Source organism: Pseudomonas sp. R5-89-07 (assembly GCF_003851685.1).
GTDB lineage: Bacteria > Pseudomonadota > Gammaproteobacteria > Pseudomonadales > Pseudomonadaceae > Aquipseudomonas.
This window is the reverse complement of sequence record NZ_CP027727.1, coordinates 5,951,480-5,976,563: the sequence shown is the minus strand read 5'-3', so window position 1 is coordinate 5,976,563 and position 25,084 is coordinate 5,951,480. Positions and strand designations below refer to the sequence as shown.

At 55.0% G+C, this 25,084-nt stretch carries 16 protein-coding genes and 3 pseudogenes; 13 read left to right on the top strand and 6 right to left on the bottom strand.

Annotated elements, in window-relative coordinates:
• The first annotated feature begins 67 nt into the window (after positions 1–67).
• From glmU to C4J94_RS27415, 4 genes are all read left to right on the top strand, one after another.
• Complete coding sequence (gene glmU, locus C4J94_RS27430) at positions 68–1,435, top strand: bifunctional UDP-N-acetylglucosamine diphosphorylase/glucosamine-1-phosphate N-acetyltransferase GlmU (protein ID WP_124388886.1); 1,368 nt, start codon at positions 68–70, stop codon at positions 1,433–1,435.
• 210 nt (positions 1,436–1,645) lie between these two features.
• The gene (locus C4J94_RS27425; protein ID WP_124388885.1) at positions 1,646–2,413 is read left to right on the top strand and encodes a DeoR/GlpR family DNA-binding transcription regulator; all 768 of its coding nucleotides are present in this window, start codon (positions 1,646–1,648) and stop codon (positions 2,411–2,413) included.
• A gap of 10 nt (positions 2,414–2,423) precedes the next feature.
• On the top strand, positions 2,424–4,256 hold the full coding sequence (glmS, locus tag C4J94_RS27420; RefSeq protein ID WP_124388884.1) for a glutamine--fructose-6-phosphate transaminase (isomerizing): 1,833 nt from the start codon (positions 2,424–2,426) through the stop codon (positions 4,254–4,256).
• 158 nt (positions 4,257–4,414) lie between these two features.
• Positions 4,415–5,518 carry a TniQ family protein gene (locus C4J94_RS27415; protein ID WP_124388883.1) on the top strand — a complete coding sequence of 368 codons (1,104 nt, stop codon included), beginning with the start codon at positions 4,415–4,417 and terminating at the stop codon, positions 5,516–5,518.
• Positions 5,519–5,603: 85 nt separating this feature from the next.
• Here the strand turns inward: C4J94_RS27415 and C4J94_RS27410 are convergent, their stop codons facing one another.
• A complete protein-coding gene (locus tag C4J94_RS27410; RefSeq protein WP_124388882.1) occupies positions 5,604–5,969 on the bottom strand; it encodes an XRE family transcriptional regulator in 366 nt (121 codons plus the stop codon).
• Between the two features lie 278 nt (positions 5,970–6,247).
• On the opposite strand from C4J94_RS27410, the pseudogene C4J94_RS27405 reads away from it, so the two are divergent.
• Positions 6,248–6,577: pseudogene (locus C4J94_RS27405) on the top strand (SDR family NAD(P)-dependent oxidoreductase); the annotation flags it as partial.
• A gap of 125 nt (positions 6,578–6,702) precedes the next feature.
• On the opposite strand, the gene C4J94_RS27400 reads toward C4J94_RS27405, so the two are convergent.
• On the bottom strand, positions 6,703–7,671 hold the full coding sequence (locus C4J94_RS27400) for an AraC family transcriptional regulator (protein WP_124388881.1): 969 nt from the start codon (positions 7,669–7,671) through the stop codon (positions 6,703–6,705).
• An 852-nt stretch (positions 7,672–8,523) separates the two neighbouring features.
• Between C4J94_RS27400 and C4J94_RS27395 the strand changes: the two genes are divergently transcribed.
• The 5 genes and pseudogenes from C4J94_RS27395 (at position 8,524) to C4J94_RS28225 (ending at position 16,481) form a co-directional block, all read left to right on the top strand.
• A complete protein-coding gene (locus C4J94_RS27395; RefSeq protein ID WP_124388880.1) occupies positions 8,524–10,878 on the top strand; it encodes a N,N-dimethylformamidase beta subunit family domain-containing protein in 2,355 nt (784 codons plus the stop codon).
• 393 nt (positions 10,879–11,271) lie between these two features.
• Positions 11,272–12,612 (top strand): APC family permease, encoded by a 1,341-nt coding sequence (locus tag C4J94_RS27390; RefSeq protein WP_110625310.1) that lies wholly within the window; start codon positions 11,272–11,274, stop codon positions 12,610–12,612.
• 165 nt (positions 12,613–12,777) lie between these two features.
• On the top strand, positions 12,778–14,202 hold the full coding sequence (locus tag C4J94_RS27385) for a gamma-aminobutyraldehyde dehydrogenase (protein ID WP_124388879.1): 1,425 nt from the start codon (positions 12,778–12,780) through the stop codon (positions 14,200–14,202).
• 152 nt (positions 14,203–14,354) lie between these two features.
• Positions 14,355–15,623 (top strand): annotated as a pseudogene (locus C4J94_RS28230) (HAMP domain-containing protein); the annotation flags it as partial.
• 102 nt (positions 15,624–15,725) lie between these two features.
• A complete protein-coding gene (locus tag C4J94_RS28225; protein WP_371921443.1) occupies positions 15,726–16,481 on the top strand; it encodes a methyl-accepting chemotaxis protein in 756 nt (251 codons plus the stop codon).
• Between the two features lie 447 nt (positions 16,482–16,928).
• Here the strand turns inward: C4J94_RS28225 and C4J94_RS27375 are convergent, their stop codons facing one another.
• Entirely contained in the window at positions 16,929–17,117 is a 189-nt protein-coding gene (locus C4J94_RS27375) for an AbrB/MazE/SpoVT family DNA-binding domain-containing protein (RefSeq protein ID WP_124388877.1), read from the bottom strand.
• A gap of 65 nt (positions 17,118–17,182) precedes the next feature.
• Complete coding sequence (locus tag C4J94_RS27370) at positions 17,183–18,823, bottom strand: TnsD family Tn7-like transposition protein (RefSeq protein ID WP_124388876.1); 1,641 nt, start codon at positions 18,821–18,823, stop codon at positions 17,183–17,185.
• A 719-nt stretch (positions 18,824–19,542) separates the two neighbouring features.
• Between C4J94_RS27370 and C4J94_RS27365 the strand changes: the two genes are divergently transcribed.
• Genes C4J94_RS27365 through C4J94_RS27355 form a run of 3 tightly spaced genes read left to right on the top strand, consistent with a single transcriptional unit; the run spans position 19,543 to position 23,880 of the window.
• Positions 19,543–20,505, top strand: coding sequence for a hypothetical protein (locus C4J94_RS27365; RefSeq protein WP_256657619.1), 963 nt, complete (start codon positions 19,543–19,545; stop codon positions 20,503–20,505).
• Entirely contained in the window at positions 20,502–22,535 is a 2,034-nt protein-coding gene (locus C4J94_RS27360; RefSeq protein WP_124388875.1) for a transposase, read from the top strand. Before C4J94_RS27365 ends, C4J94_RS27360 begins: the two co-directional genes overlap by 4 nt.
• Positions 22,528–23,880 (top strand): transposase, encoded by a 1,353-nt coding sequence (locus C4J94_RS27355; protein ID WP_124388874.1) that lies wholly within the window; start codon positions 22,528–22,530, stop codon positions 23,878–23,880. Before C4J94_RS27360 ends, C4J94_RS27355 begins: the two co-directional genes overlap by 8 nt.
• A gap of 44 nt (positions 23,881–23,924) precedes the next feature.
• On the opposite strand, the pseudogene C4J94_RS27350 reads toward C4J94_RS27355, so the two are convergent.
• Positions 23,925–24,687, bottom strand: a pseudogene (locus C4J94_RS27350) (NAD-dependent deacetylase).
• A complete protein-coding gene (locus C4J94_RS27970) occupies positions 24,671–24,952 on the bottom strand; it encodes a BPSL0761 family protein (RefSeq protein ID WP_305955307.1) in 282 nt (93 codons plus the stop codon). Before C4J94_RS27970 ends, C4J94_RS27350 begins: the two are co-directional and overlap by 17 nt.
• Positions 24,953–25,084: the final 132 nt, after the last annotated feature.

The following is a 25,084-nucleotide window of genomic DNA, read 5'->3' as shown; positions in this document are numbered from 1 at the left end:
CCTTTTTCTTTTTTTGCAAAACACTTCTTTGGTCTGAAGTCGGACCGCCCAGGATTGGTAGCCATTCATGTCTCTTGAAATCGTAATTCTCGCCGCAGGCCAGGGCACCCGCATGCGCTCGGCCCTGCCCAAGGTGCTGCACCCTGTCGCAGGCAATTCCATGCTGGGCCATGTTATCCACAGTGCCCGGCAGTTGGACCCGCAGCGCATTCACGTGGTCATCGGGCACGGTGCCGATGTGGTACGCGAGCGTCTGGCCGCAGACGACTTGAATTTCGTATTGCAGGACAAGCAACTGGGCACCGGCCACGCCACCGCCCAAGCGGTGCCGTTCATTACCGCTGACACCGTGCTGATCCTGTACGGTGACGTGCCGCTGATCGAAGTGGAAACCCTGCAACGCCTGCTCAAGCACGTGGTGCCTGGCCAGATGGGCCTGCTCACCGTTGAGCTGGACGACCCCACCGGCTACGGGCGCATCGTGCGTGACGCCGAGGGCAAGGTAGCGGCCATCGTCGAACACAAGGACGCCAGTGAAGCCCAGCGTGCCATCACCGAAGGCAACACCGGTATCCTCGCGGTGCCTGCCGATCGCCTGGCCGACTGGATGAGCCGACTGTCCAACAACAACGCCCAAGGCGAGTACTACCTCACTGACGTCATCGAGATGGCGGTCAGTGATGGCCTGGTGGTTGCCACTGAACAGCCCCACGACCCGATGGAAGTGCAGGGCGCCAACGACCGTAAGCAACTGGCCGAACTGGAGCGTCACTATCAGCTGCGTGAAGGCCGCCGCCTGATGGCCCAGGGCGTGACCTTGCGCGACCCGGCGCGTTTCGATGTGCGTGGCGAGGTGACCGTGGGCCGCGACGTGCTGATCGACATCAACGTGATCCTCGAAGGCCGGGTGGTTATCGAAGACGACGTGGTGATTGGCCCCAATTGTGTGATCAAGGACAGCACGCTGCGCAAAGGCGTGGTGGTGAAGGCCAACAGTCATATCGACGGCGCGGTGATGGGCGAGGGCAGCGATGCGGGTCCGTTTGCGCGGCTGCGTCCGGGCACGGTGCTGGGTGCTAGGGCACACGTGGGAAATTTCGTCGAACTGAAAAATGCACATATGGGTGATGACGCCAAAGCTGGCCACCTGGCTTACCTCGGCGACGCGGTGATTGGCGCCCGCAGCAACATCGGTGCCGGCGCAATCACCTGCAACTACGATGGCGCCAACAAGTACCAGACGACCATTGGTGAAGACGTGTTCATCGGCTCCAACAACTCACTGGTCGCCCCCGTCACTATCGGTGATGGTTCCAACACCGCAGCCGGCTCAACCATCAACCAGGATGTTGATAAGTCTCAACTGGCGGTCGCCCGTGCACGCCAACGCAACATCGACGGTTGGAAACGCCCAGTCAAAATCAAAAAAACCTGAGTTATCCACAGCGTTAATGTGGGAGGGGGCTTGCCCCCGATAGCGGACTTTCAGTCGATGATTTTTCAAGCTGATTCACCGCAATCGGGGGCAAGCCCCCTCCCACATTGGCCCGTGTCGCTTGAAGAATCTCTTCCAAACGCTTGACGATGTGTTCCGAATAGGTTTTGATTGCCTTCGTTATCTTTCGAAACGAAACTTATCATCACCATGTCGAAACGAAATACCCCCCAGCGTCGCCACAACATCCTGACCTTGCTCAATGAACAGGGCGAAGTCAGCGTGGACGAACTGGCCAAGCGTTTCGAAACATCGGAAGTCACCATCCGCAAGGACTTGGCCGCGCTTGAAAGTAACGGCCTGCTCCTGCGCCGCTACGGTGGCGCGATCACCATGCCGCAGGAACTGGTGGGCGATGCGGCGCAACCGGTCTCGGCCTACAAACGCGCCATTGCCCGTGCGGCCGTGGGGCGCTTGCGTGAACACGCGCGCATCATCATCGACAGCGGCAGCACCACCGCCGCAATGATTCCTGAGCTGGGCCATCAGCCCGGCCTGGTGGTCATGACCAATTCCCTGAACGTGGCCCGCGCCTTGAGCGAGCTGGAGCATGAGCCGGTGCTGCTGATGACCGGCGGCACCTGGGACCCGCATTCGGATTCGTTCCAGGGCCAGGTCGCCGAGCAGGTGCTGCGTTCCTACGACTTTGATCAACTGTTCATCGGCGCCGACGGCATCGATTTGCAGCGCGGTACCACCACCTTCAACGAGTTGTTGGGCCTGAGCCGCGTCATGGCCGAGGTCGCCCGCGAAGTCGTGGTGATGGTCGAATCCGACAAGATCGGCCGCAAGATTCCCAACCTGGAACTGCCTTGGAGCAGCGTCCATACCCTTATCACCGATGATCGCCTGCCGCTCGAGGCCCGCGACCAGATCCAAGCCCGCGGCATTACGCTGATATGCGCGGCAGTCATCTAGGAGAAATACCATGTGTGGAATTGTTGGCGCAGTTGCCGAACGTAACGTAACCGCCATCCTGATCGAAGGCCTCAAGCGCCTCGAATACCGTGGCTACGACAGCGCCGGTGTGGCCGTCTTCACCAACGCCGGCAAGCTGGAGCGTACGCGCCGCCCGGGCAAAGTCAGCGAGTTGGACCAGGCCCTGGCCGGCGAGCCGCTGGTAGGCCGCCTCGGCATCGCCCACACCCGTTGGGCCACCCACGGCGCACCGTGCGAGCGTAACGCTCACCCGCATTTCTCGGGCGACCTGGCGGTGGTGCACAACGGCATCATCGAAAACCACGAAGTGCTGCGCGAACAACTCAAGAGCCTGGGCTATGTGTTCACTTCAGACACCGACACCGAAGTCATCGCCCACCTGCTCAACCACAAGCTCAAGGACCACAGCGACCTGACCACCGCCCTCAAGGCCACGGTCAAGGAACTGCACGGCGCCTACGGCCTGGCCGTGATCAGCGCCAGCCAACCTGACCGCCTGGTTGCCGCGCGCAGTGGCAGCCCATTGGTGATCGGCCTCGGCCTGGGGGAAAACTTTCTCGCCTCCGACCAACTCGCCCTGCGTCAGGTCACCGACCGCTTCATGTACCTGGAAGAAGGCGATATCGCCGACATCCGCCGTGAAAGCGTACAGATCTGGGACGTGAACGGTCAGTCCGTCGAGCGCGAAGCCGTGCAATACCGCGATGGCGCCGAAGCCGCCGACAAAGGCGAGTTCCGCCACTTCATGCTCAAGGAAATCCACGAACAGCCCTCCGTGGTGCAGCGCACCCTGGAAGGTCGCCTGAGCCAGAACCAAGTGCTGGTCAACGCCTTCGGCCCACAAGCCGCCGAGCTCTTCGCTAAAGTGCGCAACGTGCAAATCGTCGCCTGTGGCACCAGCTACCACGCCGGCATGGTTGCGCGTTACTGGCTGGAAGAACTGGCCGGCATCCCGTGCCAGGTCGAAGTCGCCAGCGAATTCCGCTACCGCAAGGTGGTGGTGCAGCCCGACACCCTGTTCGTGACCATCTCCCAGTCCGGCGAAACCGCCGACACCCTGGCCGCTTTGCGTAACGCCAAGGAGCTGGGCTTCCTCGGCAGTCTGGCGATCTGCAACGTCAGCATCAGCTCCCTGGTGCGCGAGTCCGACCTGACCCTGTTGACCCAGGCCGGCCGTGAAATCGGCGTAGCCTCGACCAAAGCCTTCACCACCCAGCTGGTCGGCCTGCTGTTGCTGACCTTGTCCATTGGCCAAGTGCGCGGCACCCTGGCCGAAGGCGTCGAAGCCACCCTGGTGGAAGAACTGCGCCGTTTGCCAACCCGCCTGGGTGAAGCCCTGGCCATGGACAGCACCGTGGAAAAAGTCGCCGAGCTGTTTGCCGACAAGAACCACACCCTGTTCCTCGGCCGTGGCGCACAGTACCCGGTGGCAATGGAAGGTTCGCTGAAACTCAAGGAAATCTCGTACATCCACGCCGAAGCCTACCCGGCCGGCGAGCTGAAACATGGCCCATTGGCCCTGGTGGATGACGATATGCCAGTGGTCACCGTGGCGCCGAACAACGAGCTGCTGGAAAAGCTCAAATCCAACCTGCAGGAAGTACGCGCCCGTGGCGGCCAGTTGATCGTGTTCGCCGACGAAAAGGCCGGCATGACCAACGGCGAAGGCACTCACGTGATCAACATGCCGCACATCCACGACACGCTGTCGCCGATCCTCTACACCATTCCGCTGCAGCTGCTGTCGTACTACGTTGCCGTGCTTAAAGGCACCGACGTCGACCAGCCACGCAACCTGGCGAAGTCGGTGACGGTGGAGTAAGCCTTACTGATGTACCCAAAAGTGATCCTACGAAATAAAGTCTGTCGGAACTAAATAAAGTCTGTCGCTAGCGCCTGTGCCCCGCGGGTTCGGTAGCTAGCGACGCTTTCCTCCGCTCCTCCCTACTCTGGGCGAAGCTCAACGTTTGAAAGCCCAAAATGATCCTAGCGATTCAGCCAGAGGAGACTGTGCGTTCCTTTGTGGAGCGGACTCTTTTTATTAAAGGAAAACGTTCTTCCGAGGACGTATTTCGGACGTTTCCAAATAGTCCCTCACGGGCAGATATTTTGACACTTGCCGAATTGCTGGGATGGTCTGGCTGTTACGGCTTGAACAAAATTCTGCACACGCATACTAACTATCCTTTCACGGCAGTTTTTAAAAATACTCAAGATGTCTCTTACTCAAGGAACGAATATATAAGCTATTCACGTTGCTATGAGTCAATTAGAAAACCTTCAGGTTTTTGTCCGGTTTGTGTTGCAGAAGATATTGAACGCTTAGGATTTTCTTTCTGGCGGCGTGCTCACTGTTGTGAGCTTAAAGTCTGTGCGGAGCACAATGTAGAGCTAGTCAAACGCTGCCCGGCTTGTGACAAACAGTTTTCCCATGGAGGTCATAGTCTGGGGGTGATGTGGAAGACCTGTGAGGGACGACATCTAAAAGATAGCCCTGTGACGCTGAACACAGATCCATTTGAGTTGAAGAAAGCGCAGATTTTTCAGGAGATTCTGTCATTCACCCATCACCTTTCGGAGGAGGCGGTTCTCGCGGTCTTAAATGAAAAAATCCATCAAGACGGAGTATTTGAGCAAAAAATCTGGAATTTTTTATCCGACAGGAATATTGGAGATAATATTGAAAGGCGGCTTGGAGTTGTCAAAAAATCTAGGTCTAAAAACAGGCTCCCTCTTGATGAACCCACTGATTTTATAATTAAAGCGATAGTCGAAACCTATGAAAGTTTTGCTGACTTCGTCTCTGATGTGAAAGCTTACGGGGACGAAATTCGGCCGATCGAGTCTCTGTGGTCGACTTATATCGCAGGCCACCAGGAATCAACACATTTCGTTGAAGAGAACTATGAATTTGGTGTGGGATATTGGAGTTGCCCTTTCCCCGCTAAAGAAATTTGGGGGATGTGGGATTGGCGGCCGGTGTATTATCCCTGCTGTAATTTTGAGCGACCAAAGAAAAAAGGTCCTCAACCTCAACCTCAACGCGTTAAGAATGCACCGCCGGGTATCTACAGGCGGCAATAGGTTTACGAGATCAGCCACGTTGATTTTGGCAAGATGCACGACTCACTATCATCAAAAAGTCAGAGATGGACTGCACGCTTTTTCATCACCAATCGCGGTTTTTGTGCTTGCTGGAGTGAACAACTTCCGCCCTGGCTTCCTCGGAGGTAACACGAGAGCCGGAGGCGCGCTGTCGCTTTTTGCCTTCCATGCGCATGATTTGAAGCGGACTGGGCCGCACCTCCTCCAACAACGAACTCAGGCGCTCCAACTCGCCGAGGGCGCGCAAAACGGCGATCAGATTGATCAAGGTGCCTTTGCCTTGATTTAGCATCAGGTGCAGGGTCTGCCGGCTGATCGCCGCGTTCTCCGCTACGGTCTCAAGGCTGATGTTCCTCTTCAACCGCAGCGTTTGAAGGTGTGCGCCTACTGTGGCGGCGAGCACTTGATCCGATTGAATGTAGAGTCGCATAGCATCTAATTTCCTAGACATTAACTGGCCAAAAGCATTTTACGTCAGGAATTCTAGACATAATAGGAAAGAACATTTATCTACTTGCCGCCAATGTTGAATCCCCAGATCACTGCGACATGAATGAACTGCATTGTGATGATCATCGGTTAGGCCATGCGAGGCTTTACATGGAAAGTGAATGAAGGCTTCTGTACGTTTTCTGCCCGTCGCGAGAGGCAGAAAACGACCCATTATAGATAGTCCGTCCCACCTTCAACGATACTGGTAAAGGCGTCGAACTGGTGAAATGGTCTGGATCGCTATGGGGGCAAATCGATGTGCTCGTGAACAACGCGGGTATGGCGATTAAGGGTGAAGCCGAGGTGTTCTCCGACGTAGCCAATACGAGCGTCGATGTCTGGAACAACCCTATTGCCCGTAATCTGACCACTGCATTTTTGCTGACCCGAGCAGTGTTGCCGGGGATGCAGAATCGTCGTTATGGACGCATCGTCTATATCAGCTCTACGACCGGCACCCGCGTCAGCAACTTGGGTGAGGCAGCCTATGCGGCGGCAAAAGCCGGGCTCGTGGGGATGAACATGAGCTTGGCGCTGGAAGCCGCGCACATGCGCTGACGCAGTTCATCGCCTCATCCTAATGCGACGAAACATAGAGGGCATGGCGCAGAAGGCGCCAAAAAAGACACTTTACGATGAGTGCCATCCATTTGATGTGAGCTAGCGTGGAACTAATGGCTTTTTTCGTCTCGAGGCGAGTACCCAAAAGCTTCCTTGAATCGGACGGAAAAAAGCGCCTGGCTGGAAAAACCACAGTTGTAGGCCACTTCCGCAATGGTCGTGGGCCGAGCCTTGTGCAGCGCATTCTCGCGCAGAAGCTTTTGAGCGTGCCTGAGCCGAGCAAGACGAAGTTCTCGCCCGAACGTCGTATCGTGAGCTTGGAAAACCTTGTGGACATAGCGGATGGAAACGCGGTGAGCTTGAGCTGCTCGCTCAGGTGCAAGATCCGGGTCGTGAAAGTTTGCCGCGATATACGCCATGACACGGTGAAAGAAGTGATCAATGACCGTTCGTGAATCCCCCGCTGCATCGGTCTCCGGTACATCCATCATCAAGAAAGCCAATTCCAGCAATCCTCTCTCCAAGCTTCTGACATGCTCGGGGGAAAGGCAGGAGGCGTTTTCCAATGCTTGCAACGCGAATTGCGTTAGCAGTGGCACGAAACGCGAATTGGCGACGTCGACGCGGCCACAACGCGCATCAATTTTCGGACACATCGCCCTGAATTGGTCGGCCGGTATTTTTACTGTGACGTTTCTCGTGCCGTTGGGGATATCCAGCTGATAGGTTTCTGCGGAATTGAAGACAGAGACCTGGCCTGGCGCAACGTCTCCAAATCGACCCAGGTGAGTGAACTGCTCAGTTTGCATGGTCGGCATGACTAGCGCGAAAAAATCCGAATCATCGCGTCCGGCATGTACTTTGCGGCGCACAGCCCGTTGCGCATCAGCGGCAAAGCGAGTAATTCCGACCGCGCCGATCTGGGTGGATTCAATGACTCCGCAGAACGATGCCGGGTTGTAGGCCGCCACGTCTATCGGGTAGTAGACATCGCTCATGAAATCCTGCCAGGCAGCAAGACGTCTTTGTGGATGAACCTCGCCCGTCGAGAACCGGGTTATCAAATGTAACGAATCCACACGCCCTCCTGAAAAAATCACTGCCTTAGAAGCTCAAGCAAGCCCTATGCCATGACTTCCAGGCAAGCCTAGTCAGCCTAGTCAGCCATCGGAAGCGCCGTGTCATATTTCGATAATAACCGGTGGATGCATAAGTCCAGTTAAAGCGGACCAATGGTGCGGAAGCAAAGGTATGCCATGAGCCGTTGCTCTGTAGGTGAGCCGGTTGCGAGCAAAGACCAGACTCGTGCACCCACTCTGCGCACCGTGCACGCTGACGAAAATCTTGGTTCTCTCATGCGATAGATCGCGGGGCGCGGTCCATCGGACGATATCGCTACCGGTACAGGGGGGTCAGCGTATCTCCTCCGGACCAGCGCTCCGCAACGCGGCCAGGCGCATTTTTGGATATCTGCGCAATCGACTGACAAGCAAGAGAAAAGTATGAACACAACAATAACTACCGCACTGAGGGAATGACCATGCGTACCTCCTCAGATCGCGAAGCTGAATTGGCCGCTTTGTTCCAGGCTCGGTTTTTTGAGCGCCTGCGTGACGACTGCGACTCTGGCGTGATCGGCGCCTACGAACGGTCTCCGCTCGGGCCACACGATGACAAGACTCGAAGGGTCGTGCGTGGGCTAGGCGGGGCGTCTATAGCCGGCAAGGCGATTGTCATTTCGCTGGGTATCGACGGGCCATGGGGCGTCGGGAACATTGTGATTGGAGAGCCAGGCAACTTCGTTCGAAGTCCAGGCATTTTCCTGACTTACGACGACGCATTGCGTCACGTTTTTTCGCTTCGATGCCGAGCCCTTTTCGCTGCCGAGTCGCGCGAAACGGATTCTCAGTCGCATAACGGATGAAATGAGAATGAACCAGGTCAGTCAGCAAATTTTCGGCTATAGCGACGGATTCTCTGTGTCGCCGGGTGAAAGTCTTTCTTTCAAGGTAAGTTGCGAAGGGGTCGCGCGATATGACGCCTCGCTTGTGAAGCTTCGACACGGGTTTACGGGGGAGTCGGGCCCCGGTTTCCTTGAGACGCCTGTTGAGTCGTCGTTCGAAGGAAGCTACGAGGGTATCCAGCATGTGTGCCAGCCGGGCTCTTATGTGGAAATCACTGACAAGCAAGGACTTCTGCGATCCCCTAACGGTTTGGTTATTGAAGCCCATGTCTATCCGACACTGCCGCAAGGCACACGCTCGGGCAACTTCGGGGCCTACCACGTAACGCAGAACTCATTTGAGAGTGATTCGAGTCTACAGGCCGTTTTGGGAAACTGGTCCGTGGCAAGTTGTTCTGGCTACGCCCTTGTACTGGAGGAAGGGCGGCCAACGTTTATATGGGTGGCAGATGGTGAGACAAAGAAAGTTTCATTGGCAACGCCACTTATTGCACACCAGTGGTATCGCGTCATAGTCAGTGTCAAATCGGATGCCGGGACGGTCTGCCTGGAGCAGACACCAATCGACAACATCATGAACCGTCTCTCAGCGAGTGCCAGTGCCTTGCGCGCAGAATCACGTACTGTCCCGTTCGGCGCGAGACTGACTGAAAGCCAAGCCCCCTTCAGGTTCGGCACGAGACTGACTGAAAGCCAACCCCCCTTCAGGATCGGGGCGCTGGCCTTTCAGCAAGACGGTCGATGGCTGGCGAATGCAGCCTACAACGGAAAAATCGGTGGAGTCCGCATTCTGCGTCCCTCTCTCGGCGATTCGGCTGTTTCCGAGCTGGCCGCCTGGCACTTTGGCAAGAGCCTTCGTGACGATGGCCTGTTGCTCAGCGATGTTGTAGACGTGTCCGGAAACGGTTTGCATGGACGCTGCTTCAACGCGCCGACACGGGGAGTGGCGGGCCATAGGTTTAAGGGGTTGAGCGACGACTTTCGGCGGGCACCTGACGAGTTTGATGCGATCCATTTTCACGACGATGACATCACCGACGCCCAGTGGCCAACGGCGTTCAAGATTCAGGTCCCAGACGATCTCGCGAGTGGTGTATACGCCGCGAAACTGAGCAGTGCAGGCGTTGAACAATACATCCCGTTTTTCGTCAGGCCGGGACGTCAGAAACGCGAAGTGGCGGTGCTTTTCTCTACGGCGACTTATCTGGCGTACGCCAACGACCGAATAGCCTTTGAAGCCAATGGCGCGGAAATCATCGTCAGTCGGACACCGATCATTGATCGTCAAGATCTGACGCTTCAAGACCATCCTGAATTCGGTCGTTCCTGTTATGAAATCCATAACGATGGCTCTGGCGTCGTCTTCGGCAGCACTCGGCGCCCCATCCTGACGCTCAACCCCAAACACCGCGCCTGGTTCCAGGCAGAGGGCGTATGGGGGCTTCCTGCTGATCTCTGCATCGTTCATTGGCTCGACACAATCGGTTGTGAATTCGACGCGCTGACGGATGAAGACCTCGATCGCGAAGGCGTCGACCTGCTCAAGGACTACAAGGTTCTAATCACGGGCAGTCATCCAGAATATGTGACACGCAACGAACTCAACGCGATCGAGGCTTTCACCGGGAACGGCGGACGCTTGATGTACTTGGGCGGAAACGGTTTTTTCGCAACCGTTTCATTTGATCCGGAAGAGCGGCATGTCATGGAGTTACGCAGGTCAGATGCGGGTACACGCCCCCACGAGTCGCCATTTGGCGATCGCCGCCACCAGACCTCCGGTGAAATGGCCGGTCTATGGCGCAACAAGGGTAAGGCGCCGCAGCGACTGCTAGGCGTGGGGTTCGCCGCGCAAGGCTTCGACCGCTGCACGTATTACGAACGCCTCACCGACAGCTACGACCCACTCGCCGCATTTGCGTTTGAAGGGATTGGCAGTGACGAGCGCATTGGCGACTTTGGAATCATGGGCGGTGGTGCCGCCGGCGCGGAGATCGACCGGTACGATCCGTCATTAGGGGCCCCACCGGGTGCGCTTGTCCTGGCGACTTCCGGGCCATTGTCGGATGCCTATCTTCTCGCCGCCGAGGACGTCTACGAATCAATCCCTGGCATTGGCGGGACCGAGCAGTCTCGCGTTCGCGCGGACATCGTTCTGTGTCCATTGCCAGGAGGGGGCGGCGTGTTCTCAGTGGGATCAATTGCCTACACCGGTTCACTTTCCCACAACCGTTACGACAACAATGTCGCGCGACTCACCGGCAATGTGCTCAAGCGGTTCCTGCACCCTGAAGCGCTGGACGTCATCATCGATTGCAATTGACCGTCCATTCAGATGCATGAGTGCGGAGCCCGGCCGATGCTTGGCCTCGGGGAGCGGACCATGCTGCAGTGCATACATTGATCGGACCCAAGGGGCAGCCACGCCCGGCTGCTCTTTGGGCGCGACAAGTTCATGGCAATAAAGGCGCCGTGCACTCACACGAAAAGCGCGGTTCGCTGGTTCGATAGTCGACAGTAAGAGGGGCTCCTAAACTGAATTCATCGAACGTCAAAAGACCCATCTTGGTGTTTGAGTGAATAGGTCCTTTCCAGTCCCGATGTGCAAATAACAAAAGCGGTACGCGGTTCCACAGCAAATGCTGGCGACACGCGGCAACCGTACCTAAATAATGTCCGGGTGAAAATCCGGGCCAATCGTCAAGGGGCAACAAAAATGAGCGATACCTTGGTCGTACCCAGTGATAATGGTCAACTCAGCAAGAAACTTTCGCTGACGGACGTCCTTGTCTACGGGTTGCTTTACTTCGTTCCGATTGCTCCTGTCTCTGTCTTTGGAGCGATTCATAACACGTCCAATGGACTGACCGCGCTGACCTATACGCTGGCCGCCATCGCGATGGTGTTCAGTGCGATCAGCTACAGCGAAATGGCGAAACGAATTCCTCTTTCGGGATCGGTCTATTCCTATGTGACAAAGGGCACCAATGCCACATTCGGCTTTATGGCGGGATGGGCCATCTTGCTGGACTATCTGTTGCTTCCCGCGTTGCTGGCGGTTCTAGGTGCAGCGGCCTTGCAACCTTTGTTTCCCGGCATCGACAAGGTGGTTTGGTTAGGGATTTTCGTCGCTGTGCCCATGATCGTTAATCTGTTCGGTATCACCGTTAATGTGAATGTGGGAAAGGTGCTGCTGGTCATCCAGCTGGTTGTCCTCTCGATTTTCGTCGTGTTTGCGGTTGGCCTTATCGCCGGAGGAACGGTTTCCAAGGAGCAACTGTTAGCGCCTTTCTATAACCCGTCGCAATTCAGTATGTCCGCCGTGTTTGGCGCCGTACCAATCGCCGCTCTGAGCTTTATCGGTTTTGATGCTGTTTCGACGCTGAATGAGGAGGCCGAGGGGGGCGGTAAAACCGTATCGCGGGCGACGATGTTGTTGCTGGTGATCGTGACCGTGCTGTTCGTTGCGCAAGTCTACCTGGCGTCTGTGTTCGTTCCCCTGGGGTCGAAATATCAGGACGGCGCCGTTGATGTTGCCTTTTACACGGTCAGCACCCAAGTGGTGGGGACGTGGTTCCTGCCGGTCATCACGTTGACGAATGCACTGATAGCTTTGCTGGCTAATGCACTTATCTCCCAGGCCACCACGACAAAAGTCATCTACTGCATGGCACGCGATAAAAAGCTGCCTCGTGTGCTCGCCAAACTTAATAAAAATGAAGCACCAACGACCGCGTTATACCTGGTCGCTGCGCTCTCGCTGGTGATTGCCATTGTCGGCAAAGACCAGATTGAAACCATCGTAACGATGGTCACGTTCGGCGCATTGTGTGCCTATGTGATGTTGCATGCTTCTGTCATCGCTTTCTTCAGGGGTAAGACTGATCGCTCTTTCTTCAGACATCTCGTTTCCCCTGTACTGGGTGCGGCCGTCCTCTGCTACGCACTGTTCAGCGCGAACTCGAACGCCCAACTCGTCGGTGTCGCATGGCTCGTACTCGGTGGCATCGTCGCGTGGATTCTGAAAGGCAAGAACTCGTTGGACATACCCGTATAGAGCCCCTCTGTGACTTTAAGGCTGCATGAAAAACCATGTGGCCGATACGCAAACCTGTCGCGACTCCCCAACTGGACGGCTGACTTAGTCAGCAACTTATTGTCCGTTAAATCTAAATTCTTTCTGAGTGCAGGCATCTGGCGCCTGCACTCATTGGAGACGCCTATGCACATTAAAATGCTCATCAACGGCGAATTGGTCGCAGGCGAAGGCGAGCGACTCGCGGTAATGAACCCTTCTCTGGGGACCGCACTAGTGGACATTGCTGAGGCTACGCCCGCGCAGGTTGATTGCGCAGTGCAAGCCGCTGACGCCGCCTTCGAAAGCTGGTCCCAGACCACGCCAAAGGATCGCTCGCTGTTGTTGCTCAAACTGGCTGACCTCATCGATAGCCATGCCGTAGAACTGGCCCGGCTGGAATCGAATAATTGTGGCAAGCCTTACGCGGCCGTCTTGGGCGACGAACTGCCTGGCGTGTCCGATGTGTTTCGTTTCTTCGCGGGTGCGAGTCGGTGTTTGCAAGGCTCGGCGGCGGGCGAGTATTTGCCAGGCCATACTTCGATGATTCGGCGCGATCCCGTGGGTGTCGTCGCCTCGATCGCGCCTTGGAACTATCCACTGATGATGGCCGCGTGGAAGCTGGCTCCCGCCTTGGCGGCCGGCAATACCGTTGTCCTCAAACCTTCCGAACAGACACCGCTGACGGCGCTTAAGTTAGCCTCGTTAATGGTCACGGTTTTCCCTGCTGGCGTGGTCAATGTTGTGTTCGGACGAGGGCCCAATGTAGGCAAGCCGCTCACTACCCACGAGAAAGTGCGGATGGTCTCACTGACGGGGTCAGTGGCCACCGGCAGTCATATCATCGCCGGCACCGCTGACACCGTTAAGCGTATGCATATGGAATTGGGAGGCAAAGCCCCCGTCATCATTTTCGACGACGCAGACATCGATGCGGCTGTAGAGGGCATACGTAGTTTCGGTTTCTATAACGCCGGCCAGGATTGCACCGCCGCCTGCCGGATCTATGCGCAAAAAGGCATTTACGCTCGCCTCGTTGAAAAGCTCGGCATCGCCGTATCCAGTATCAAGTTTGGTCTTCAGGATGATCCTGAGACTGAGCTGGGGCCTCTGATCACCCAACAGCACTTGGACCGTGTTGTCGGCTTCGTGGATCGAGCACGGTTACTGCCACACATAGAAGTCGTGACGGGCGGGAAACGCGTGGAAGGTCCCGGTTACTTCTTCGAACCCACGGTACTTGCCGGCGCGCGACAAGACGACGAAGTGGTGCGCCGGGAGATTTTCGGCCCGGTGGTTTCCGTGACCGAATTTGAAGACGAGGCGCAGGCACTGTCTTGGGCAAACGACTCTGATTATGGCCTGGCATCATCGGTGTGGACCTCTGACGTAGGGCGAGCTCACCGTCTTGCGGCGCGCCTGCAGTACGGCTGCACTTGGATCAATACCCATTTCATGCTGATGAGCGAGATGCCACACGGTGGTGTAAAGCAATCCGGCTACGGCAAAGACATGTCGATGTACGGATTGGAGGATTACACCGTGATTCGCCACGTGATGGTCAAGCACTGACCGAACAGTGGCGCCGACTCTGCGGCCACACGAATGCTGAAACGCACAAGCGCGCAGTCTTGCTTTTGCAGGCTGCGCGTAGTGCCAACGCCGAGTAGGTGGAAGCACTTATCTGACTGACAAAACATATTGTTCATCCATGAGGCAGTCCCATGTCTATTCGCTTGAAGATCGTGCTTTTATCCGGGCTCTGCCTGCTCGGGGTAATGGGCCTGATCGTCGGCATGAATCTTTATCAAAGCAATCTGAACAAGCAGATGATCAGTCAATCCAGCAGCCAGATGCTGACCGGCAGTGGCGAGAACCTGCTACTGGCAAAAGCTGCTGAGCAGGCTGCGAATTTACAGAAGACCTTCGGTACCGGCCTGACCGTCATCACTGCTCTGGCCGACGAGGCGAACGATTTGCGCAATATGGCAAACCATCGTGGACTAACAGCCGCAGCACTGCGGGAAGAACTCAATCAAAGCATCAAGACCACATTCGAGCGCAATCCCGGAGTGCTGGGTGTATGGCTGGTCTATGAACGTAATGCCTTAGATGGAAAGAACGCCGAGTTCGCCCATGATACGGCCCGTGCGTCGAATGAGTCGGGGCGCTTCGCCAGTGCCTGGAACCGTGACACCGGTCAGGTGATGAGCCTGCAGATCAACGAGAGCGACCTTGGCAGCACGGCGCTCAGCATCAGTGGTGCTCCCTATAACGGCTGGTACACATGCCCTCGGGACAGCAAGCGACCTTGTCTTATGGCTCCTTTCGCAGACATCGTCGACGGTAAGCGAATATTGATGACGACCATCTCCCTACCTTTGATCGTCGGCGACAAGGTCATAGGTGTAGTGGGCCTGGACATCGCGCTGGACTCACTGCAGGCAGCTGCCAGTGCCGCGCAGAGCAGCTTATTTAATGGCTCGGGTCGTATGCTGATTCTCTCCGACACGGGCATACTCGCCGCCTTCAGCTTCGACGCCACCCAGGTTGGCGCAAATATGGGGAAAGCGCTTGGCGCGGAGGGTAAACAAATCATTGCGTCGCTGGACGGTGATACGCCGAAGATCCTTCACCAAGGGGGGCTGATCCGGGCGGTCTATCCGGTCAAACCGATTGCTGATGCAAAAGCCTGGGGCGTGGCCATCGACGTACCGCACCAAGTATTGCTGGCCGATGCGGATAAACTTCAAAGGGTGTTCGATAAAGCCCAATCCAGCGGCACCCTCCAAGCCCTGTTGATGGCCACTGGGGCTTGCCTGCTGGGGTGCTTACTGATCTGGATGTCCGCCTCAAGCGTGACCCAGCCGATCACTCGCGTAGCAGGTATGCTCAAGGCAATTGCCAGCGGCGATGGCGACCTGACCCAACGTTTGCAATACAGCAAGAAAGACGAGTTGGGCGAACTGGTCAACTGGTTCAACCGCTTTCTCGACAAGTTGCAACCGACCATCACCCGGATAAAGCAAAACACCCTCGATGCCCGCGGCACCGCCGATCAGTCTTCGTTAATTGCTAGGCAGACCAGCGAAAGCATGCAGGTTCAGTTTCGTGAGATCGATCAGGTGGCCACGGCTTCAAACGAAATGAGCGCGACCGCCCATGATGTTGCCAACAGCGCATCAAATGCCGCTCAGGCTGCCCGCGCGGCCGACCAATCGGCCAGGGACGGAGTCGGCATAATTGAGCGCAGTACCCGTGACATTGGCATCCTAGCCGAGGACGTCAGCAAGGCGGTGGCCGAAGTCGAAGCGCTGGCGGTCGATAGCGAACAGATCGGCACGGTCCTGGAAGTCATCCGCAGCATTGCTGAACAGACCAATCTGCTTGCCCTCAACGCGGCTATCGAAGCCGCCCGTGCGGGCGAAAGCGGGCGTGGTTTCGCGGTGGTCGCCGACGAAGTGCGCAACTTGGCCAGACGAACCCAGGATTCCGTTGAGGAAATCCGCCAGGTCATCGAGCGCATCCAGAACGGTACTCGCGGTGTCGTGGTGGCGATGCACGTGAGCCAAACCAAGGCTCACAGTAATGTAGGACAAGTCCAAAAGGCACTTCAGGCGCTGGGCAAGATCAGTGACGCGGTCACGGTCATCAGCGACATGAATCTGCAGATCGCCAGCGCGGCGGAAGAGCAGAGTGCAGTCGCCGAAGAGGTCAATCGCAATATCTCGGCAATTCGCAGTGTGACCGAAACCCTGACCGAGCAAGCCACCGAATCGGCGCAGGTTGCCAGCGAGCTACATAGCCTGACCACTCAACAGATGAAATTGATGGAACAGTTCAGGGTGTAGCTCCACTCTAAGGCACCCTTTGCGTTTGATAAGCCGTCTCGCGGCATATAGTGTCTTTACTGAGGCTGTATTGCGGGCACAAAAAAGGCACTGGCGATAATCGCTAAGTGCCTGATTTTGTGAATCTGAATTGGTGAGCCGGACGCATACGCTTTAACCATTATTGACGTTTCACGACTATGCATATCGTCTCCCGCATGCACGCCATCTCGATCCATGGAAATTACCAAAAATGAGCGTTTCTTATCATGCGTGCTGAAAATGTGAGCAGCAGCGTAAGGATAACGGCAGCTATCGTAATTACCGCTCTTGGCTGATTGCTGCCCTCGCGAACGGTTGAATTCACATCCCATACGGATTTCCGCCGCCGGCAATCAATGCCCAAACGCCGCCGCTCAGATGTGCCGTTCGCCCGTTTGAAGATTAGGTAAAGCGCGCCGGTGCGATTCAGAGTGTAGCTGAGTCGCTCGACTTCGGCGTCAGAACTATCGCGCCGCCGATCACTTCAATGGTTAGTACGTCGCCGATGCTCAGTCCTAAACAGGCGAGTAGGTCCGGCGGCAAGTCAATGATGACGTCGCCACTTCCATCCGCAGGATCTTGGCATTTCACTGTCCAGCGTTGGGCTTCGGTCATGACGTTACTCACATTTTGGTCTTGGCGGGCAGAGGTCGTAGTCTTCGACCTTGTTCGACCTTAAGTTATCTACGCTCGGATGCATTATTGCTATCCGTGGTCGAGGAGATCTTGCGGCTTGGAGCGACCAGCACCGTAGATAAGTATGCTCTGGACTCGTGGTATTGGTCCCGATTTTCCAGGCAAGTCGAGAGCATGGGTATCATGGCGTACAGCTGGGCCATTGTGACCGGACTGCGCTGCGGTAAAGCGATCGAAACGCACGCCGTTCGTAACATGCTCAGTAGCCGATAATCCCGGGCCTCCCAGTCAACATGGTGCTTGTTCACGTGCGCAGGTTTGGTGAAGGTTTGGTCTTCGGCTACCAGCCAGGCTTTGTCGTTTCGGTAAAGCCAGGCGTAGAGAGGAGGCATTTTGTTCCTCAAAGCCTGGACTCCCAGTTCAGGATACAAACCGTGCAGGTGTTGCCACTGACTCCTGTGCTCATCAGTCTCGCGGCGGTGCCTAGCTTTAAGTGCTATGGCGTAGGTCGTTGGATGGGCACGTAGCAGCTTATTGATCGTGGAGACAGTGATTTGAAACTCTTCACAAAGCACCTGTTTCGATACGCCCTCAGCCAGTTTTGACAGCAGATCCTCTTTGAGTTGGCCTTTTAGTCGTTTGGGCCTGGGAGCGTTTTTGGCTGGAGCCCCAGAGCTTGATAGCGAGACTCGCTTATCAGGTACCCTCGATGGAGTGCTTGCCACTTGCTGGGCTGATCTGGCCACTTCGGCTTTGTAGGCCTCTAGAAACGAGTGCAGGTCATCAAATAGCCAATCAATCAGAATCAGATGTTTCAGAGGATGAATGCTTCTGCGTGGGGTACGAACAAGCTGGTTCACAAATGACTCGGAGCTTTTTTTGTCTGCCGGCAATGATTCAAAAAGATGAAAGCGGCGTAGCGGCTCGGTGCGATCGAACAGTGATGCAGATCTGCTCCCGTGGAGTATAGCTGTTCGATACGCCGCGGCGACGGTACATGATTCGAAGGACGTCGCTCGGCCGATGGACGCAAGGTTGATGACATTGTCCGCCAAGGCCAAAAAAACTGGACGTGACCAGAGTTTCTGAGAGGAGTCCTGCTCGATAAGGAACTCCTCGGCAGGAAGCGACCATTCAAAGCGACCCGACCACCGTCTGCCTTTGGTGGATGCCATAAGCCAAGCTTGATGGCGTGGGCAGATCAGAACGCCTGGATATTGATGCGTGAGGTGCCAGTACGCTACGCCATGAGCGTGCACATCCTCGTGCATACAGTGCGGACACGCTTTCAGTGGGTGTTCAGCGCCAAAGCCGCTTGATACTAGGCCAAGTCGATATTTAATTGAGTCAATGCGATCGCCTTTTAAAGTTTTTATCGCGTCTTCAATTTTAACTTTATTTTGAAATGGAGCGAATAGTGGAAATATTGTGTGATTAAGAAGAATAGACTCTGCACTGCCCCAGTAAGTGAACCCCGTTTGTTCTAATGCTGAAATTCCGCAGGGGATATCATGCTTTATGAATTGGCGACGCAGTCCCAAAATAGCGCTGGATGTCGTCGCAGGGTCTAAGTTCCCCATTACTAGATGCTGTCGACTGCATAGGCTAAACAGCGTTTCGTCGGGTAGCCAGTCCAGCCGAGGCAATGGTTCTGCCACCCATTCCTGACCTGAGGCGGCGTTCATGGGGCCTCCTAGACGAGTGGCAGAAGAGATTAGTATAGAGGCCTGGCACCCGTGCTTCGTATCCATTCTGCCTAAACAGCGGCTGGTTATTCGCGAATCTAAGGACCCATAACTGTTGGTTTTTACCATCAGTTTTTTATTTCCCTATCATCTAGATGTGCCGGTTTTTGGCCCTCTAAGCCCCGAAGGCACTGGAAAATCAGCATAAAACCGCCGCCGGAGGCGCAACTTCGCTGAATTATTCCAGTTGTCAACTGCCATTTTCCGGCGGTAACATGCTGCGTTAAGTAACGTTTTACTAAAGGCAGTACTGAAAACCGAAAACGCACGCCAAACAGCCGATGCAAGTTCTGCCTAATTAACGAAGATGTAGCTGCCAAAGTGCAGCCAGCTGAAATTAGAGAGTTGCTGGCCTATTACTCAGGCCTGAGGAAAACAACATGGAAACTGGATAGAAAACCCAGGAGCCAGATAGACAAAGGCCCAAGTGCTACCTTGGGCCTCTGAGGATAAGTCAGCTTTCGACTCCTGACGAATCCATTGTCCATTCACTAGCGTAGGGCGTCAAGTCCTGCACGGCTCCGCTCATCCCGAGAAAAGTAAATTGCGCGTGGTGTAGCCATCGGCGTGCCAGCGCGCTATTGGACTGCTTATTCACCCGATGCAGGTGAGCCTTTATAAGTTGCCTGTAAGGATTGAATGGACGATGGATAAAATTAGTGGATCTTAAAAAATCGTTATTTCGCATTATAGGTCGACAAGGCCGCTTCAAGTGGGGAGATATCTACTTACCTAGAATTTATGCAGTCCCTGGTGAAGCGCCCAAGGGCTCTCGTATTTGCCGACTTAATAGCAGGAAGCTGGGCCGAGCACTGCATCTTCTTTCTACACCGGAAAGAATCTTCGCCCAACTGGCTCTTTATAATCCTGACGTATTTGAGTTGCACGAGCAGAAGATGCTCAGCCCGATTCCACATGTTCATCCACTTCAAGGGCACCCTTTTGCTGCAGGTTTGGAACTTCTGCCGGTGAAGGGAACATCATTAGTAGCGGAGGAAATCGGGTTTAAACACGCGACTGTAGTCGTGACCTACGGGGATGGTGAACGCCAGAGGGTCCCCCATCCGTACCTGGGCGATCTACTTCTCTATATCCAGCCGCAAGGCTCAGTCCCCTACGTTGTGAACTGGACAGTGAAGTTGAGTGCGATGGATTTTGATGAGGTTGCGCGGGGAAGCTTGAAGAGTCTGGCGAAACAGAAAGAAGACCGCGAGAAAGCTCGCTTGCGACATGCCTTGGAAGAGGCGTACTACCATAGTGCAGGTATGAGGACTGTGAGGGTCTCTAGGGACCTGTTGGACCCAGTCTTGGTAGCCAACTTGGATCTTCTATACGGCTACCATGATCGCGAAATCAGCCTCGAATCGAATCTTCTCGAGGACTTCTCGCACGACGTCGGTGACTGTGTCGCTCATGGGAGGCCAGTCGCGTCTGTTGCCTTAACCTACGGACAGCGGTGGGGCCGGCGTGATCTGTTTCTGACGAAGATCTACAAAGACATATGGGAGCGTAAGCTACAGGTCAGTTTGTTTGACCCGATTCTTATCGATCATCCATTGGTGACGGATGCGCCGGATGTTCTGCAAGTCTATGGCTCACTTTTTGCCGGACTGCCCGAATGATCACTGGCTCGAAGCTGAAAGCACCTGAGGGATTCAAAGGGCTGACGAACGATGTTGAATACTATTTCCTTGCAAGTGACGGCAAGGCGAACAGGGCGCGCCTTGTATTTTTTGATGAAAAAGGCACCACTGCGCGTTTGCTGACGTTTTCGCGGCCTGAATTTGATCTGGCGTTGACCAATGGTGATCTTGTGGAATGTGGCAGTGACGCCACACCTCCATGGTTGACGTCCATCAGCGGCACTTCGGTGGATAAACTGGAAAAAGATCGAGTCAGGCCGACGAAAAGCTACGATGAAATGGTCAACAAGCGTTACCTCGCCATAGCTCATTTGGTAGAACATGCGGAGGATATCCTCTCGAGCGACAGGCCTGAATCGATTATCAACTCCTATGCCGATCAGCAGTTCCCCAAGCAGGTCGGAGCCCGGTTGAGGTTTTGGTTTTTTACATATTTGGTGTTTGGCCGCTCGAAATGGGCGCTTATGCCCAAGTTCAACCGTTGTGGGAAAGGCAAAAGGGTACAGGCAGCAGACGGAAAAGTATTGGGAAGGCCGCTTAAGTCGGGGCTCAAATCCCGATTTCCTGCTACGCCCGAAATGCAGGCTTCTATCGTAAATGGATTCATTAAATATAACGATAAAACGAAATCTGACACTGAGATCTTTGGCGACGTGCTGGTGGGTGAGTTCGGTTGTATTCCTTTAACAACATCGAAAGGAAAAAAGAAATTCTATCATCCCGAAGGTAAGCCATTTCCCACAAAAGGACAGTACGATTACTGTCTTGGTCAGGTGATAAGCACCAAGGCGTATAGGAAAGCGCGTAGAGGTCCGAGTTGGGCTCGAGCGAAGTCCGGTTTTGTTGGAAGTTTTTCTCATGACTTGGTCAACGTAAACCAACTTGTTGAGTTTGACGGCTATAACCCAAAAGGCAAAATATCTGGTTTGCTCGAAGGAGCCGCTATGGATTCGGCCTGTGTGGTTCGAGGAGTATGTGGCCAGTCTGGAGCTGTCGTCGCCTTGGGTTTCTCCGAAAACAAAGAGAATATGGAAGCTTACCGCATGGCCCTCTTTTCGATGGCTATTAGCAAAGTCAAATTTGCCTCGTTGTTCGGATTAACCATTAAAGAAGAAGAATGGCCAACTTACGGTCTGCCACAAAACATCGTCTTCGACCGTGGGCCCGGCTCTACCATGGGCGTACCGATCCGTTCACAAGCAGTTGCTCGTGGCGAAATGATGAGTTGGTTATCCCGGCTTGAGCTGACTCCTACCCATTCGGGTCAGTCGAAAGCGACGGTTGAGTCGTCACATCCTCGGACCAAGTCTGACAATGATCAGCCAACGCACTTTCATAGTTCCCTCAACTTTGTCGAGATGTCCAAGCGGCATATTCTTCAAGCTATTTACGATAATCATGCTTCAGATGCTGAGGGGAAGATGACGCCTGAGATGTTGGAGGTGGGCTTCAGTCCAACCCCACATAATATTTACAAGTTTTATAGTGATCTTGGTTACGATGCAGGAACGGAGGTTAGTTTTGACTACGCTGTGCGAGAGTTCCTGACTCCTCATCCGGCGCACATAAAAAGGAGTGGAGTTTATTTTTATGGCCGTAAGTACAACTCTTCAAAGCTGATTGATACCGAAGTTTTTGACAAGATTGCGCTCAATGGTCAGATACCTGTCACAGCGTATGTGATGACAATGTGTGTCAGGCATATCTGGATTGAGTTAGAAGGCGTCCTGTACGAACTCGACTTTGTAAAGCCGGCGAGTGTCCACCCCAGCAGTGTCGACATTTCGCTGTCGGATCTTCAAGTGCTCAATGAGAATCGGCTGCGCGGCAAGGCGCAGCTTCGTGAAGAACAGCCCGCGATCCTCCAGGATCGCAATGCCCAGTTTCTTCACGCAACAGGCAAAACCTGGGACAGTGGAACTCGCAAGTTGGGGCGTCCTTCGAAGGGTGGATCGGCCGAGCGTGATGCCGCCGATCAGAAGCGGTTGATGGGGAAAGGTCATGACTAACATCTTTTCCAGGCGCTTTGACGGACCGGACACGCTGGCTGATATCCGGCGGTTGGTTACAGTGCATCCTGATCCGGTGACCGGTCTTGAGGAGTTGAGCCCCGCATTGGCCGCTGAGCGTTTGTCGGAGGCCCTGAAGACGATTTTCCTTCCCAACCAGTTTTCTTTGGACTTCATCAAAGACAGCGTTGACCGTGCGCGCAGCTTTTCGGCCGAGAGCTTTTCCACTGACCAGCAATATCAGCGGCGGCTGTATCACCCCCCTGAGGAGGAGGCGTTCCCTACTTGCCTTACCGGCCTTGCTGGCATTGGGAAGAGCCAAACTATTAGAGCGCTGATGAAGGTAATGCCTGGACCTGCTCCTTATGCATCGGCTCATTACCATGAACCGCATACCTTAATCTCGTACTGGTACGCCAGCGCAAGGGGGAAGGCTGGCGGCAGGCAGTTGTTGGAAGACTTCCTCGGCGGCGACGCGGCAGGAGTTAGAGCGAACACATCAAAGCTGCTGACGGAGTGCCGGCGTAGGGTCAATCGTGACGGTGTATCACTAATGATGCTCGAAGAGATGCAGCATCAGAGCACTGGTCAAGGCGTAGCCCGGGTCACGGATATTCTCCTCACCGTGGCCGGGCTGGGGATTCCGATGATCTATGTGGCGAACTACAGCTTGGGCCACAAACTGCTGACAAGAAACAGTGAGGACAAGCAACGGCTTCTATCCGACCTCCGCGTCATGCTGCCGGACCATCCTGACTCGAAAGCTTGGGAGGAATATGTTCGAGAATGCATCCGGGTGAGTGGACGACGCGTATCCGCAGATCCGGCCGCCCTTGTACATGAGCTGTATCGCTGGACGTTCGGTATAAAGCGTCTGGCGGTTCAACTGATCAAGGTGGCGTATCTCGAAGCCCGTGCGGCCCGTCGCCATACGATTACTTTGGAGGACGTCAACAATGCTTACCTTTCAGCCTCGTACTCCAGCAGTAGGGACGATATCGAGGAGCTAGCTCGCCTCAGCATTCATAAGAATAAAACCGGAGCCAGGCCTGACCTCCGTTGTCCGTTCCCGGTACCGTTGCCTTCCAACGTCTTGAGCTTCACCAAGGACGATCGAGCTGCACGGGTGAGCGAGAAGGTTTTTGTTTCATCCCTGACAGCCGAGGAGCGTAAGACTTTCGAACAGCTCCATCCGCCAGGTTCACCTTCCAATCCGTCTTCGAAGCCCGTGCGTGAAAAAAAACCAGCCTTACCCAAGCAAACTCGGGAGGGCTTGGAGGATGCGTACAGCCGACTGCTATTCGAATCCAAAGGGGCGCCAAAGCCGCGAGGGCCTGCAAAGTAAGCGCCGTGAAAGCCTTCGCACATCCTGCTGAGCTGCTGCCAGCTTTATCTCGAGGGTGTCGCCTGCAATAGTTCAGGCAACACCTGCGCGGCCGCGCCTATCAGCATCAATTCATTTGGGGACCTCAGGCAAACGTCTGCAATGTTGACGTGGATAACTGTCGCGCCAGATGACAGTGCGATTTCAGGAATATCCGCCGCAGGCCTGACGACTCCTGAAGTCCCCACGGAGATCAGGGCGTCGCAATTCCTGACGGCGGCCATAGCTGCTTTCCAGGCTCCAGCAGGCAGATCCTCTCCAAACCACACAATTCCAGGTCGGAGTTTCCCATTGCACCGTGTGCACCGGGGGCGGCTCTACCCATTCTCCTTCTGCACAAACCTGAAGCTGATCAGTTGTGATTACCGCCGGACGCTAGCAGGCAAAACAGATCGGATTCATCAAGCTGCCGTGCAAATGCACGACGTTCTGAGACCCCGCGCGCTCGTGCAGGTCATCGATATTCTGAGTTATGACCGAAACCTGTTTGCCGGTGGCCGCCAGTCGACTAATCGAAAGATGAGCGGCGTTTGGTTGGGCCTGGCCAGCTTGGGAGCGCCGCCACAGATACCAGCCCCAAACCAGTTGAGGGTTCTCCCGAAAAGCCTGTACCGTTTCCAATCTTTCGGGGTCGTGTTTCTCCCAAAGGCCTATGAGTTTGTCGCGAAATGTTGGAATTCCACTTGCAGCAGAGATGCCTGCGCCGGCGAAAAACACGACTTTTCGAGCGACGGCCAAAGCTACGACGGCTCTATCCCATTTGTTCATCTGACTTTTTCGCGTCTGCAGCGTAAACGATCGGGGAGTGATAGCTGCTCTCGATTGAGGAACTGAAGACTGGACCTGATGGGGATACGTCAGAATCTGATGATTCTTCAATCCGTCCAGCAAGGAGCATCTGGAACTGGTCTGGGTAATGACGCAGGAGAAACTTGGCGTCACGGCGTATCCGTTCTGGTAACGAGGAATCTCGGGATAGCTCGAGCAGAAACTCTCCCGTTTGGATGACAGCCCGGGTACGTTCATTCGGCATGGTCATATTGAGGCCCTCTGAATCATCGCGCAGCAGCTCCTGCTCCGCAGATCTTCAGTTTAGCTCTCTAGGGTTGGTCTAAGAACAAAACAGGCCGATCTGCATCTTGCTCCCTCGATAGAAAGGCGACAT

Coding starts and splice junctions, on each gene's coding strand:
- glmU (WP_124388886.1), top strand. CDS start 68: ATGTCTCTTGAAATCGTAATTCTCGCCGCAGGCCAGGGCACCCGCATG.
- C4J94_RS27425 (WP_124388885.1), top strand. CDS start 1,646: ATGTCGAAACGAAATACCCCCCAGCGTCGCCACAACATCCTGACCTTG.
- glmS (WP_124388884.1), top strand. CDS start 2,424: ATGTGTGGAATTGTTGGCGCAGTTGCCGAACGTAACGTAACCGCCATC.
- C4J94_RS27415 (WP_124388883.1), top strand. CDS start 4,415: ATGATCCTAGCGATTCAGCCAGAGGAGACTGTGCGTTCCTTTGTGGAG.
- C4J94_RS27410 (WP_124388882.1), bottom strand. CDS start 5,969: ATGCGACTCTACATTCAATCGGATCAAGTGCTCGCCGCCACAGTAGGC.
- C4J94_RS27395 (WP_124388880.1), top strand. CDS start 8,524: ATGAACCAGGTCAGTCAGCAAATTTTCGGCTATAGCGACGGATTCTCT.
- C4J94_RS27390 (WP_110625310.1), top strand. CDS start 11,272: ATGAGCGATACCTTGGTCGTACCCAGTGATAATGGTCAACTCAGCAAG.
- C4J94_RS27385 (WP_124388879.1), top strand. CDS start 12,778: ATGCACATTAAAATGCTCATCAACGGCGAATTGGTCGCAGGCGAAGGC.
- C4J94_RS28225 (WP_371921443.1), top strand. CDS start 15,726: ATGCAGGTTCAGTTTCGTGAGATCGATCAGGTGGCCACGGCTTCAAAC.
- C4J94_RS27375 (WP_124388877.1), bottom strand. CDS start 17,117: ATGACCGAAGCCCAACGCTGGACAGTGAAATGCCAAGATCCTGCGGAT.
- C4J94_RS27370 (WP_124388876.1), bottom strand. CDS start 18,823: ATGAACGCCGCCTCAGGTCAGGAATGGGTGGCAGAACCATTGCCTCGG.
- C4J94_RS27360 (WP_124388875.1), top strand. CDS start 20,502: ATGATCACTGGCTCGAAGCTGAAAGCACCTGAGGGATTCAAAGGGCTG.
- C4J94_RS27355 (WP_124388874.1), top strand. CDS start 22,528: ATGACTAACATCTTTTCCAGGCGCTTTGACGGACCGGACACGCTGGCT.
- C4J94_RS27970 (WP_305955307.1), bottom strand. CDS start 24,952: ATGCCGAATGAACGTACCCGGGCTGTCATCCAAACGGGAGAGTTTCTG.